Source organism: Mesorhizobium sp. LNHC232B00, assembly GCF_000502435.1.
GTDB lineage: Bacteria > Pseudomonadota > Alphaproteobacteria > Rhizobiales > Rhizobiaceae > Mesorhizobium > Mesorhizobium opportunistum.
In genome coordinates this window covers 13,025-25,891 of record NZ_AYWP01000001.1, presented here as the reverse complement: position 1 = coordinate 25,891, position 12,867 = coordinate 13,025, and the positions used below count along the sequence as shown (strand labels likewise).

The following is a 12,867-nucleotide window of genomic DNA, read 5'->3' as shown; positions in this document are numbered from 1 at the left end:
ATGGCCGCCTACGACTACATTCACGACGGCACGGCGATCTACGAGCGCTCCTTCGCCATCATTCGCGCCGAGGCCGACCTTTCCCGCTTCTCGGAAGCCGAGGCCGATGTCGCCATCCGCATGATCCATGCCTGCGGCCAGGTCGAAGCATCCAGCCATTTCGTTTTCTCCCCCGATTTCGTTGCCGCCGCCCGCACCGCTCTGGCGGCTGGCGCGCCGATCTTCTGCGACGCGGAGATGGTCTCGCATGGTGTAACCCGCGCCCGGCTGCCGGCCGGCAACGAGGTGATCTGCACCTTGCGCGACCCGCGTACGCACGACATCGCCAGGGAAATCGGCAACACCCGCTCCGCCGCGGCGATAGACCTGTGGGGCGAACGCATGGCGGGCTCCGTCGTCGCCATCGGCAACGCGCCGACCGCGCTGTTCTATCTCCTGGAGAAACTGCGCGACGGCGCACCGAAGCCGGCCGCCATTATCGGCATGCCGGTCGGTTTCGTCGGTGCGGCCGAATCCAAGGATGCGCTGGCCGAAAATTCCTATGGCGTGCCCTACGCCATCGTGCGCGGCCGGCTCGGCGGCAGCGCCATGACCGCCGCCACGCTCAATTCATTGGCGAGGCCCGGCCTGTGAACGCCATTGCAAAAGGCCGTCTCGTCGGCGTCGGCACCGGTCCCGGCGACCCCGAGTTGTTGACGCTGAAGGCCGCGCGGGCGTTGGCCGAGGCCGACGTGGTGGCCTATTTCGCCAAGCGCGGCAACAACAGCAACGCGCGCGCCATCGTTGAAACGCGCTTCCGTCCGGACATGACGGAACTGCCCCTGCTCTATCCCGTGACCACCGAGATCGACAAGGATCACGACGACTACCGGTCGCAGATCACGACTTTCTACGAAGAATCCGCCGAGGCGGTGGCCAGGCACCTCGAATCCGGCAGGATGGTTGCCGTGCTGTCCGAAGGCGACCCGCTGTTCTACGGCTCCTACATGCACCTGCATGTGCGCCTCGCCCATCGCTTCCCGACCGAAGTCATTCCCGGTATCACCGCCATGTCCGGCTGCTGGTCGCAGACCGGCGTTCCGATCGTCCAGGGCGATGACGTGCTGACCGTGCTGCCGGGCACGATGAGCGAGTTCGAGCTGAGCCGCCGGCTCGCCGACACCGATGCCGCCGTGATCATGAAGGTCGGCCGCAACCTGCCCAAGATCAGGCGCGCGCTGGAGGCGACCGGCAAGCTGGCGCGCGCCGTCTATGTGGAGCGTGGCACCATGGCCGGCAGCATTTCGATGAGGCTTGCCGACAAACAGGACGACAAGGCGCCCTATTTCGCCATCGTGCTGGTGGCCGGCTGGTCCGGCAGGCCCGGTGCGCTGGGAGCGCAGACATGAGCGGCCGCCTCACCGTCATCGGCCTCGGCCCCGGCAATGCCGACCAGGTCACGCCGGAAGCCAGCCGTGCTGTGGCGCAAGCGAAATTCTTCTATGGCTACAAGCCCTATCTCGACCGGCTGGAGCTTCGCGCCGACCAGACCCGCGTCGCCTCCGACAATCGCGAGGAACTCGCCCGCTCCAAGGATGCCCTGATCAAGGCCGCGGAAGGCTATGACGTCGCCGTGGTCTCCGGCGGCGACCCCGGCGTGTTCGCCATGGCGGCCGCCGTCTGCGAGGCGATCGAGGCCGGCCCGGCCGAATGGCGCGCTGTCGATGTCGCGGTCGTTCCCGGCATCACTGCCATGCTGGCGGTCGCCGCCCGCATCGGCGCACCACTTGGCCATGATTTCTGCGCCATCTCGCTGTCCGACAATCTGAAGCCATGGGAATTGATCGAGCTGCGCCTGCTGGCAGCCGCCGGCGCGGGCTTCGTCATCGCGCTCTACAACCCGATCAGCAAGGCGCGCCCCTGGCAGCTTGGCCGCGCCTTCGAGTGCCTGACCGCGATCCTGCCCGGCACCACGCCGGTCATTTTCGGCCGCGCCGCCGGCCGCCCGGACGAGCGCATCGAGGTCTATCTGCTAGCCGATGTCGAGGCTGAGAAGGCCGACATGGCGACCTGCATCATCATCGGCTCTCCGGAAACCCGGATCATCAAGCGCGGCGACAAGCCGGCGCTGGTCTACACACCGCGTTCGGCAGCGGGCCCGACAAAATGATCGATCCCAAATTGATCAACAAGCGCGGCCAGAACTTCGACGGTTTCCGCCGAGGGAACATCCGGCAGATCAGGCCTTTGGACCATGACCACCTCGATGCCCAGCGCCCGCGCCGCGGCGATCTTGCCGTAGGTGGCCGCGCCGCCGCTGTTCTTGGACACGACAAATTCGATACGATGCGTTTCGAGCAGGGCGCGTTCGTCGTCCTCCCGGAACGGCCCGCGCGCCAGCAGATAGGTCGCATCGGGCACAGCCAGCTTCGGTTCGACCGGATCGACGCTGCGAATGAGATAATGGTGCTGGGGCGCGGCATCGAAGGCACCGACCTCTTGCCGGCCCAGCGCCAGGAACACGCGGCGCGGCGCCGCTCCCAGCGCTTGCACGGCATCATCGACCGTATCGACCAGCGTCCAGCGGTCGCCTTCTACCGGTTCCCAGCCTGGGCGGCGCAAGGCGAGGATCGGCACGCCGGCCACACGCGCGGCTTGCGCGGCATTGGCGGAGATTCGCGCCGCGTAGGGATGCGTGGCGTCGATCAGCAGATCGGTGCGCTTCTCCCTGAGATAAGCAACCAGCCCGTCGGCGCCGCCAAACCCTCCGCTTCGCACCGGCACGCCTTGCGCCACCGGGCTTTCGGTACGGCCGGCCAGCGACAGCGTGACCGAAGCGCGCGCGGCCAGCTTCTCGGCGAGTTGCCGGGCCTCCGTCGTGCCGCCAAGGATCAGAATGCGGTGGGTCATCATGCCTGCTGAGGGTCCGCGCAGCGCCAAGCTCAACGCAAGATGGCTCACCATCGTCGGCATCGGCGAAGACGGTTTAGCGGGTCTCGGTGACGAGGCCAAGCAGCGGATTGCCGAGGCGGAGATCATCTTCGGCGGCAAGCGGCATTTGGCGCTGGTCGCTTCGTTCGCCAAGGGCGATGCGCGGCCCTGGCCGGTTCCTTTCGATCCGGAGATGCGCGATGTGCTGGCGCTTGCCGGGAAGAATGTCTGCGTGCTCGCCTCCGGCGATCCCTTCTTCCACGGGGTCGGCGCCACCCTCGCCCACAAGGTCAAAGCGCGTGAGATGCATGTCATCCCCGCGCCGTCGGCCGTCTCGCTGGCGGCCGCCCGCCTTGGCTGGGCGCTGCAGGAGATCGAGACCGTCTCGCTGCATGGCCATTCGATCGACCTGATCCGCCCGCTGCTGCAGCCCAACGCGCGTATTCTGGCGCTGACATCCGATGGCGACGCACCGGCCGCAATCGCACGCCTGCTCACAGAGCTCGATTTCGGCGCCTCGCGGCTGACGGTTCTGGAGGCGCTGGGCGGTCCGATGGAGACCACGCGCTCCACGCGAGCCGATGCCTTCGACATCGAAAACATCAATCCGCTCAACGTTTCGGCGATCGAAATTGAATCTAGCCCGCAAGCTCGCGTGCTGCCGCTCACGGTTGGCCTTGCCGATCATCTGTTCGACCATGACGGGCAGATCACCAAGCGCGAAATCCGCGCCATCACCCTGTCGGCGCTGGCGCCAAGGCGCGGCGAACTGCTGTGGGACATCGGCGCCGGTTCGGGCTCCATCGGCATCGAATGGATGCTCGCCCACCCCCTGATGCGCACGATTGCCATCGAAGCCGACCCCATCCGCGCCACTCGCATCGGCAACAACGCCGCTGCCTGCGGCGTTCCCGGCCTCGTTGTGGTGGAAGGCAGCGCGCCCAGGGCGCTTGCCAAACTGGACACGCCCGACGCCATCTTCATCGGTGGCGGCGGCAGCGACTCCGGCGTGTTGGCCGCCGCCATCAAGGCGCTGCGCCCCGGCGGCCGGCTCGTCGCCAATGCGGTGACATTGGAGATGGAGACCCTGCTTCTCGCCCAGCACATAAAACTGGGCGGCGATCTCACGCGCATCGCCATTTCGCGCGCTTCGCCGGTCGGCTCGATGCAGGCCTGGCGGCCGGCCATGCCGGTCACCCAATGGAGCTGGGTAAAACCATGATGGTCGCGGGCATCGGCAGCCGAAAAGGCGTGAACGTTGAAGACGTGCTTGCGGCGATCGAAACCGCTCTCGAAGCGCATGGGCTGGCGATGACGGCGCTTTCCGCACTGGCGACCGCCACGCTCAAACACGATGAGGATGCGATCGCCGCCGCCGGCCGCGCGCTGAACCTTCCCGTCATCATCGTCGATGACGCAGCGCTTCAGGCCGTATCGACGGACACGCTCAGCCATTCCGATCTCTCGCAAGATCTGGCCGGCACGTCGTCGGTTTCCGAAGCATCGGCCCTTGCGGTGGCCGGCAAGGGCGCCAGGCTGCTCGGCCCCCGAACGGTGCTTGGCCCGGTCACCTGCGCCATCGCCATCAGCGGAGACGCGCCATGACCGTTCATTTCATCGGCGCCGGTCCGGGCGCCGCCGATCTCATCACGCTGCGCGGTGCCAAACTGTTGGCAAGCTGCCCGGTCTGCCTCCATGCCGGCTCGATCGTCGCGCCCGAATTGCTGCAGCACTGCGCGCCGGGGACAAAGCTGATCGACACGGCGCCGATGTCGCTCGACGAGATCGAAGCCACCTATCTCGATGCCCACAGGGCCGGCCAAGACGTTGCCCGCCTGCATTCCGGCGACCTGTCGGTGTGGAGTGCGGTTGCCGAGCAGATCCGCCGGCTGGAAAGGCACGGCATCCCCTACACGCTGACGCCGGGCGTGCCCTCCTTCGCCGCAGCGGCGGCCGCGCTGCGCCGCGAGTTGACCATTCCCGAGGTCGCGCAAAGCCTAGTGCTGACCCGAATCTCCGGCCGCGCCTCGAAAATGCCGCCGGGCGAAACGCTGGCCGGCTTCGGCCGCACCGGTGCCACGCTGGCCATTCATCTGGCCATCCACGCCATCGACCGCGTGGTCGCCGAGCTGACACCGCACTATGGCGGTGATTGCCCGGTGGCGATCGTCTTCCGCGCCTCATGGCCGGATGAGCGCGTGCTGACCGGAACGCTGGAGACGATCGAGGCACAGCTTGCGGCCGATCCGATGGAGCGCACGGCGATCATCTTCGTCGGCCGCTCGCTTGCAGCGGAAGGCTTTGGCGAGAGTTCTCTTTACGACGCCCATTACCAGCGGCGTTTTCGCGGACGGGACGGATTGTGAGCGGCACCAGCAAAAACAAGGGCGGCAACGCCACGCTCGAACAGGCCTTGTCGCGGCTGAACTTCAAGCCGCGCCAGCTCGATCCGGGCCATGTCTGGCTGGCCGGCGCCGGTCCCGGCGACCCCGGTTGCCTGACCTTGGAAGTGCTGGCGGCACTGGCCGAAGCGGATGCGCTGGTCTACGACGCGCTGGTCTCCCCTGATGTCGTCGCGGTTGCCGAAAATGCCGAGCTGTTCTTTGCCGGGAAGCGCGGTGGAAAACCATCGATGAAGCAGGACGACATCACCGCACTTTTGGTGCGGCTGGCCCGCGAAGGCCGCCGCGTTATCAGGCTGAAGGGCGGCGATCCCTATATATTCGGGCGCGGCGGTGAAGAAGCCCTGGCACTCGCCCGTGAAGGCATTCCCTTCCGCGTCCTGCCCGGCCTGACATCGGGCCTCAGCGCACTGACCGCTACCGGCATCCCGGCCACCATGCGCGGCATCAACAAGGCGGTGATCCTGGCGACCGGCCACGCGGCCGGCACCGATGACGACATCGACTGGGCGGCGATCGCCCGCACCGGCCAGCCTGTCGTCGTCTATATGGGCATGGCCAATCTGCCCCTGATCGCCGCCGCACTGCTCGATGGCGGGCTGGCGCCGTCGACACCGGCGGCGGTGATCGTCGCAGCCACCACGCCGCAGGAGCGAACCGTCGTCGCCACGCTCGCCACCATCGCCGAGCAAGCGGCCGCCGCCGGGCTCGCCTCGCCGGCGCTGATCGTCGTCGGCGGCATCGTCGCCATGCGCGCGGCACTGGCGGGCGGGGCATGACGGCACGGGCCATCATCATCGGTGCGCCGCGCTCCGGCTCCGGCAAGACCAGCGTCACCATCGGCATCTTGCGCGCGCTCACCCGGCGCGGGGTCAAAGTGCGCGGCGCCAAATCCGGCCCTGACTACATCGATCCCGGCTTCCACACTGCCGCCACCGGCCTGTCCGGCGTCAACCTCGACAGTTGGGCTATGCCGCCATCGCTGCTCAACGCGCTCGCCGCGCAACAGGCAGACGATACGGACTTCGTCATCCTCGAAAGCGCCATGGGCCTGTTCGACGGCATTCCGGCCGCGCCGGGCCGCACCGGCTCGGCGGCGGATCTTGCCCGGCTCTACGGCCTGCCGGTGCTGCTGGTGCTCGACGTGTCCGGCCAATCGACCACGGCGGCGGCCGTCGCCAAGGGGTTCGCCACCTACGATCCAGACGTGCGCATGGCTGGCGTCGTGCTCAACCGGCTGGGCAGCGAGCGCCACCGGCGGCTGTCCGGCGACGCCATCGCGGCGATCGGACTGCCCGTCGTCGGCGCCATCCTGCGCGATCCCACGCTCAATTTACCAGAACGCCATCTCGGCCTCGTCCAGGCCGGCGAATATGATGATTTGATGGCGCATCTCGACCGGCTGGCCGACATGGCGGAGAAATCGCTCGACCTCGATGCCATCATGAGGCTGGCAACGCCCCTCACCCCGGCAGAAGGCGGCTTTGAAGACGCGCTGCAGCCGCCCGGCCAACGCATCGCGCTGGCGGAAGATGCCGCCTTCACCTTCCTCTATCCGCATGTGGCAGGCTACTGGCGCAAGGCCGGCGCCGAGATCGTTCCGTTCTCGCCGCTCGCCGATGAAGCACCTGACGACAGCTGCGACGTCTGTTGGCTGCCCGGCGGCTACCCCGAACTCCATGCCGGTCGCCTGGCAGCAGCGGATACTTTCAAAGCAGGAATGGCACGTTTCGCGGCGACGAAGCCCATCCATGGCGAGTGCGGTGGCTTCATGGTGCTCGGTGAAGCGCTTGAGGATGCTTCGAGCGAGACGCATCGCATGCTTGGCCTGCTCGGTCATTCCACCAGCTTCGCCAAACGCAAGATGAACCTCGGCTATCGCGAGGCGCGGCTGCGCGCCGACTGTCCGTTGGGCTCACCGGGCGCGCTGATCCGCGGCCACGAATTCCACTATGCGCAGATGACGGCCACCGGCAATGACGAGCCGCTGGCCGACCTCGCCGACGGCCAAGGCAATCCGATCGGCGCTTCGGGCTATCGGCGCGGCCATGTCAGCGGCACCTTCTTCCACGCCATTGCGAGGGGCTAGGCCATGAAGAAGCTCCCCAACTTGACCTTCTCACCCCGGCAAATCCTTGATGACATTGCGCTCTGCCTGGTCTTCTTCACCAGGCTGCCGCTGCCCGTGTTTGACTTTCGCGGCCGCGGCCTTGCCGCCGCGATCTGGGCAGCGCCCATCGCCGGCGCCGTCGTCGGCCTGATCGGCGCGATCGTCTTTGCCACGGCGGAACGGTTTGGCCTTGCCATGGGTCCGGCGGCGGCGCTTGCGCTGGTTGCAACGGTGGTCACCACCGGCTGCCTGCACGAGGACGGGTTGTCCGATGTCGCCGACGGTTTTGGCGGCGGCAAGTCGCGCGGCCGCAAACTCGAGATCATGCGCGACAGCCGCATCGGCGCCTATGGCGCCATGGCGCTGGCACTGTCGCTCTTGATCCGCTGGAGCGCGCTCTCCGAACTCGTCGACCCGACACAGGCGCTCTTCGCCCTCATTGCCGCGCACGCGGCCTCGCGCGGCGTGCTCGGCGCCTTCATGCACATCTTGCCCCCGGCCCGCGACGACGGCCTTTCGGCCGGCGCCGGCACCGTCTCGCGGGAAACGGCAATCGCCGGCGCCGTGCTCGGCGCCATCCCGCTCTTCCTGCTCGGGATCGGCGGCGCCATCGCCGCGTTCATCCTGCTTGGCCTTTTGTTTGCCGCCTTCCACGCCCTTTGCCTCAACCAGATCGATGGCCAGACCGGCGACACGATCGGCGCCTTGCAGCAGGTGAGCGAAATCGCGGTGCTGCTCGTCACTTCCGTCGCCCTCTCTTGATTTCCCTTAGCTTGATTCCCTTTTTGGAGATTTTTCCCCCATGTCCTTCAAATCACTTGATGAACTGCGCGCTGCTTGCCTCGACCTGCCCACCGGCAGCGACACGGCCGCCGATGCGGTCGCCCGCCGCCAGGACACGCTGACCAAGCCGCAAGGCAGCCTCGGCCGGCTGGAAACCATCGCCGCATGGCTGGCGCGCTGGCAGGGCCGCGACATGCCGAAACTCGACCGGGTGAAAGTCTTCGTTTTCGCCGGCAATCATGGCGTCACCGCGCAGGGCGTGTCGGCCTACCCTTCGGAAGTCACCGTGCAGATGGTGGCGAATTTCGCCGGCGGCGGTGCCGCCATCAACCAGCTTGCCCGCATTGCCGGCGCCGAACTCGACGTCATCCCGCTCGACCTCGACCATCCGACCGGCGATTTCACGCAAGTGCCGGCCCTGGACGAGGAAGCGTTCCTGGCCGCCGTCTCGGCCGGCCATGACGCGGTGACGAAGGATTTGGACCTGATCTGCTTCGGCGAGATGGGGATCGGCAACACCACACCGGCCGCGGCCATTTCAGCCGCCCTGTTCGGCGGCGGTGCGGAAAAATGGACCGGGCGCGGCACCGGCGTCGACGATGCCGGCCTGAAGCGCAAGGTGGTCGCCATCGAGGCCGGCCTGAAGCGTCACGCCGCCGCTCTTGCCGATCCGCTGGGCGTGGCCGCAACGCTCGGCGGGCGCGAACTCGCCGCCATCTTCGGCGCCACGCTGGCCGCCCGTCATCTCGGCATACCCGTGCTGCTCGACGGCTTCGTCTGCACCGCCGCAGCGGCCCCGCTGGCAAGGCTGCATCCGACAGGCCTCGCACACACGATCGCTGCCCATGTCTCGGCCGAATCCGGCCATCGCGGCCTGCTCGAAGCGCTCGCCCTGCCGCCGCTGCTCGATCTCGGCATGCGGCTCGGCGAAGGCTCCGGCGCCTGCCTAGCCGTCAACATCGTCCGCTCGGCGCTCGAGTGTCACGCGAGGATGGCGAGTTTTGCCGAGGCTGGTGTGTCGGAGAAGTAATCAGGGGATTTCCGGTGGGTGCGGCCGACAGAGCTGCCCCACAGGACGGCAGCTTTCGTTCCCGGCGATTTTCCAATAGAGTGTTAGGATGAAAAAGCTACATCCAGTCGCTGCTGCTGCTACCATCGCTGCAATATGTGCTGCTGTGCTTTGGCGCAGCGGATACTCCACCTACGGCCCAATCGACACCGGGATTCTTGTTCTTTTCCTGATTTTCTTCTGGTGGCTCATCAGCGATTTTTCAGGAGGAAAGGCCGGCAGTGACGTCGACGGACATCAAAGCATAAACGGTGGTATCGCTTTTCGATTCGGCAGGTTTCTGGGCCGCGTTTTTGGGCGTGGCAATAATCGCCTTTGAACGCCGATGGCTCACCTTGGATGAGCCTCACCGGTTTCCCGCTTTCAGGGTCTTTCCACCAAGTCTTCAAGGAATTTGGTGGGTGCGCACAGGATTGAACTGTGGACCCGCTGATTAAGAGTCAGCTGCTCTACCAACTGAGCTACGCACCCACTCGGCCGGCAAAAACCGGCGTTGGCGGGCATATAGCCGCCACCATCCGTCATGTCCAGCCCTGCCGGAGTCATTTCCCGACAAATCGCTTTCAGCCCATCGCAATCAGACGAAAAGCTTGCCTTCCGCCACCTTGACCGCGTTGCCGCCGATGCGCGCGGAGGTCAGTTTTCCGCCTTGCACGGTCAGTTCGAGGCGGATGCGCGACGGCCGTCCCATCTCCAACCCCTGCTCTATCCACAGCTGCGAAACCCCGTCCGTCGGGCCGTCGAAATGCATGATGGCGCCAGCGAAGGCGGCCGCCGCCGAGCCGGTCGCCGGATCTTCGTAGGAAGGCGTGCCGGGCACGATCATGCGCACATGGAACGCGCTTTCATGGTTCACCGTCTCGCGGCAGTAGACATAGGGGCTGGCGAAGGCCCAGTCGCTCTTGCGCGGCGCCAGTTCCGACCACGCCTGGTTGTCCAGCCGGATGCGGCCCGCCGCTTCGAGATTGGCGACCGGGATGGTCACATAGGGCACGCCCGCCGACCAGAACCCAACGCGGTGATTCTCGAAGCCGATCTCATGCGGCGTCAGGCCAAGGGCGGCACCAATCGCCTCCGGATCGGCTTCGAGCTTCAGCGGCTCCGGCAATTTCGCCAGGTCGAACTCGGCGAAAGTCGCGCCATCGTGCCTGCTGACGGCGCAGCGCACCGGGCCGATGTTCTCCTCCAGCACGAAGATGCCGGCCGCGCCCTCGCCGGCAAGCTCGGCCAGTGCGATTGCCGACCCCACCGTCGGGTGGCCGGCGAACGGCATTTCATAGTCCGGCGTGAAGATACGGATGCGGTTTTTATGCTTGGGATTGTCCGGCGGCAGCACAAAGACCGATTCGGACAGATTGAACTCGCGCGCGATGGCCTGCATCGCCGCCGTGTCCAGACCTTTGCAATCCAACACCACGGCCAGCGGATTGCCGGCCAGTCGCTCGGTCGTGAACACATCGTAAAGCAAGTAATTCCGGGTTTGCATTCCTGCCTCAATCCCAACATGGGCGAAATTTAATTTGATATTTGAACCATCAAGCCTGATCTGTACGCAGATAGGGACATTGCGCTTCATAGGGGTCCGGCGTGGACCAGATTGTCAATCTGCCAAAGACGGAATCGGATTCCGCCATCGAGACGGCGCTTGGGCTCGACCGACAAGGTCAGCGCAAGACGCGCCGGCGTGGTTGGCTCTATGCGTTGCTGACCCTGATCGTGCTTGCCGCCGGTCTTGGCCTCTACCAATGGTATGCCGGCACGCCGGCCAAGATCGACTACACCACCGTACCCGCTGCCAAGGCCGACCTCACTGTCCAGGTGTCCGCCACCGGCACGTTGCAGCCGCTCACCCAGGTCGATATTTCCAGCCAGCTCTCCGGCATCATACGCTCGGTTTCGGTCAACGAGAACCAGCAAGTGAAGAAGGGCGACGTGCTTGCGGCCCTCGATACCGCCAAGCTGCAGGTCCAGATCGAACGGGCTGAAGCGTCCGCCAAGGCGGCGGCGGCCAATGTCGAGGACGCCAAGGTAACGCTTGCCGAGAATGAAAGCGCGCTGGTGCGCGCGGCGGCCTTGACCAAGCGCGGCATGGCGACAGACCAGTCGCTTGAGGCGGCGACCGCGACGCGCGACCGCTCCAAGGCGGCGCTCGACAGCGCCGAGGCCAATCTCGCCATCGCCAATGCCGATCTGAAATCGCAGCAGACCGACCTTGCCAACAGCACCATCTACGCGCCGATCGACGGCATCGTGCTGACGCGTTCGGTCGATCCCGGCCAGACCGTCGCCTCCTCGCTGCAGGCGCCGGTGCTGTTCATCATCGCCGCGGATTTGAGGAACATGGAACTGGTGGCGGCGGTCGACGAAGCCGACATCGGCGCCGTCAAGCCGGGCCAGCATGCGCGCTTCACGGTCGACGCATTTCCGGACCGGCCGTTCGACGCCGAGATCCGCGATATCTCCTATGCCTCGGTCACCACCGACGGCGTCGTCACCTACAATGCGCGGCTCGAGGTCGACAATTCCGAACTGCTGCTGCGTCCCGGCATGACCGCCACGGTTTCAGTCGTGACGCGGCAGGCCAAGGATGTGCTCACCGTGCCCGCCGGCGCCTTCCGCTACCGCCCGGCGCAGCAGGCCGCGCGACCCTGGAGTTTCAGCGACCTGTTCACCGGCCGCATGGGCCGCCCGGGCGGCAATCGCCAGCGCCAGGCAGCGACGGCCCCCACCGATGGATCGCGCACGCTCTATGTGCTGGAGAACGGCCGGCCGCATCCCGTCAACGTCAAGATCGGCTCGACCGATGGCGAACTGACCGAGATCACCTCCGGCCTGGAGGAAGGCGCGCAGGTCATCACCGCCTCGCAGCAGCGGGGCTGAGGCCGTGGCCGCCGGTGCTGCCCTCATCACCTTCGACAAGGTCTGGAAGAGCTATGGCCAGGGCGAGGCCAAGGTGCATGCGCTGGCCGGCGTCGACCTTGCGATCCGCAGCAGTGAATTCGTCGCCATCATGGGCCCGTCCGGCTCCGGCAAGTCGACGGCGATGAACATCATCGGCTGCCTCGACACGCCGACGGCCGGAACCTATTCCTTCATGGGCATCGACGCCGGCCGCCTCGACCGCAACCGCCGCGCCATGCTACGCAACCTTTATGTCGGCTTCGTCTTCCAGGGCTACAATCTCTTGGCCCGCACCACAGCGGCCGAAAACGTCGAACTGCCGCTGATCTATCGCGGCGTGGCCGCCCGTCAGCGCCGCGACCTCGCCATGCAGGCGCTCGCCGAGGTCGGCCTCGTCGGCCGCGAGCATCACACGCCGGCCGAACTGTCGGGCGGCCAGCAGCAGCGCGTGGCGATCGCGCGCGCCATCGTCACCCGGCCGACGCTGCTTGTCGCCGACGAGCCGACCGGCAACCTCGACACCGCACGCACGCACGAAATCATGGAGTTGCTGACGCGGCTCAACAAGGAGCTTGGCCTGACCATCGCCATGGTCACCCACGAGGCCGACGTCGCCGAATATGCCGAGCGCACCATCCGCTTCCTCGATGGGCATGTCGCTTCCGATTCTCTGAACACGGAAGTGGCCTGAC

The 12,867-nt window shown here is 66.3% G+C and carries 15 protein-coding genes and 1 tRNA gene; 13 read left to right on the top strand and 3 right to left on the bottom strand.

From position 1 onward, the window contains the following. The 3 genes from X743_RS168350 to X743_RS168360 are packed head-to-tail and all read left to right on the top strand — an operon-like array spanning nt 1 to nt 2,149. A complete protein-coding gene (locus X743_RS168350) occupies nt 1–633 on the top strand; it encodes a precorrin-8X methylmutase (RefSeq protein WP_023763305.1) in 633 nt (210 codons plus the stop codon). Next, a complete protein-coding gene (locus X743_RS168355; protein WP_023763304.1) occupies nt 630–1,388 on the top strand; it encodes a precorrin-2 C(20)-methyltransferase in 759 nt (252 codons plus the stop codon). Before X743_RS168350 ends, X743_RS168355 begins: the two co-directional genes overlap by 4 nt. Further along, a complete protein-coding gene (locus X743_RS168360; RefSeq protein WP_023763303.1) occupies nt 1,385–2,149 on the top strand; it encodes a precorrin-3B C(17)-methyltransferase in 765 nt (254 codons plus the stop codon). Before X743_RS168355 ends, X743_RS168360 begins: the two co-directional genes overlap by 4 nt. Here X743_RS168360 and X743_RS168365 read toward each other — a convergent pair. Beyond that, a complete protein-coding gene (locus X743_RS168365) occupies nt 2,113–2,889 on the bottom strand; it encodes a cobalt-precorrin-6A reductase (protein ID WP_023763302.1) in 777 nt (258 codons plus the stop codon). The genes X743_RS168360 and X743_RS168365 overlap by 37 nt on opposite strands. A 1-nt stretch (nt 2,890) precedes the next feature. On the opposite strand from X743_RS168365, the gene X743_RS168370 reads away from it, so the two are divergent. The 8 genes from X743_RS168370 (at nt 2,891) to X743_RS1000000171825 (ending at nt 9,593) form a co-directional block, all read left to right on the top strand. Then, nucleotides 2,891–4,132 carry a bifunctional cobalt-precorrin-7 (C(5))-methyltransferase/cobalt-precorrin-6B (C(15))-methyltransferase gene (locus X743_RS168370; RefSeq protein ID WP_023763301.1) on the top strand — a complete coding sequence of 414 codons (1,242 nt, stop codon included), beginning with the start codon at nt 2,891–2,893 and terminating at the stop codon, nt 4,130–4,132. Next, a complete protein-coding gene (locus X743_RS168375) occupies nt 4,129–4,515 on the top strand; it encodes a cobalamin biosynthesis protein (RefSeq protein WP_023763300.1) in 387 nt (128 codons plus the stop codon). Before X743_RS168370 ends, X743_RS168375 begins: the two co-directional genes overlap by 4 nt. Then, nucleotides 4,512–5,276: a precorrin-4 C(11)-methyltransferase gene (gene cobM / locus X743_RS168380; RefSeq protein ID WP_023763299.1), complete on the top strand. Its 765-nt coding sequence runs from the start codon at nt 4,512–4,514 to the stop codon at nt 5,274–5,276. The genes X743_RS168375 and cobM overlap by 4 nt, the downstream gene beginning before the upstream one ends. Next, complete coding sequence (gene cobA, locus X743_RS168385) at nt 5,273–6,091, top strand: uroporphyrinogen-III C-methyltransferase (RefSeq protein ID WP_023763298.1); 819 nt, start codon at nt 5,273–5,275, stop codon at nt 6,089–6,091. Before cobM ends, cobA begins: the two co-directional genes overlap by 4 nt. Continuing rightward, nucleotides 6,088–7,401, top strand: a complete 1,314-nt coding sequence (locus X743_RS168390) for a cobyrinate a,c-diamide synthase (RefSeq protein WP_023763297.1) — start codon at nt 6,088–6,090, stop codon at nt 7,399–7,401. The genes cobA and X743_RS168390 overlap by 4 nt, the downstream gene beginning before the upstream one ends. A 3-nt stretch (nt 7,402–7,404) precedes the next feature. Beyond that, nucleotides 7,405–8,184, top strand: a complete 780-nt coding sequence (gene cobS / locus X743_RS168395) for an adenosylcobinamide-GDP ribazoletransferase (RefSeq protein WP_023763296.1) — start codon at nt 7,405–7,407, stop codon at nt 8,182–8,184. 40 nt (nt 8,185–8,224) lie between these two features. Then, on the top strand, nt 8,225–9,235 hold the full coding sequence (cobT, locus tag X743_RS168400; RefSeq protein ID WP_023763295.1) for a nicotinate-nucleotide--dimethylbenzimidazole phosphoribosyltransferase: 1,011 nt from the start codon (nt 8,225–8,227) through the stop codon (nt 9,233–9,235). A gap of 88 nt (nt 9,236–9,323) precedes the next feature. Next, nucleotides 9,324–9,593 carry a hypothetical protein gene (locus tag X743_RS1000000171825; protein ID WP_156934365.1) on the top strand — a complete coding sequence of 90 codons (270 nt, stop codon included), beginning with the start codon at nt 9,324–9,326 and terminating at the stop codon, nt 9,591–9,593. Nucleotides 9,594–9,669: 76 nt separating this feature from the next. Here the strand turns inward: X743_RS1000000171825 and X743_RS168405 are convergent. Then, nucleotides 9,670–9,745 (bottom strand) — tRNA-Lys (locus tag X743_RS168405). Between the two features lie 106 nt (nt 9,746–9,851). After that, on the bottom strand, nt 9,852–10,760 hold the full coding sequence (locus X743_RS168410) for a PhzF family phenazine biosynthesis protein (protein ID WP_023763294.1): 909 nt from the start codon (nt 10,758–10,760) through the stop codon (nt 9,852–9,854). Nucleotides 10,761–10,861: 101 nt separating this feature from the next. Between X743_RS168410 and X743_RS168415 the strand changes: the two genes are divergently transcribed. Then, complete coding sequence (locus X743_RS168415; protein WP_023763293.1) at nt 10,862–12,154, top strand: efflux RND transporter periplasmic adaptor subunit; 1,293 nt, start codon at nt 10,862–10,864, stop codon at nt 12,152–12,154. Between the two features lie 4 nt (nt 12,155–12,158). Continuing rightward, the gene (locus X743_RS168420; protein WP_023763292.1) at nt 12,159–12,866 is read left to right on the top strand and encodes an ABC transporter ATP-binding protein; all 708 of its coding nucleotides are present in this window, start codon (nt 12,159–12,161) and stop codon (nt 12,864–12,866) included. Nucleotide 12,867: the final 1 nt, after the last annotated feature.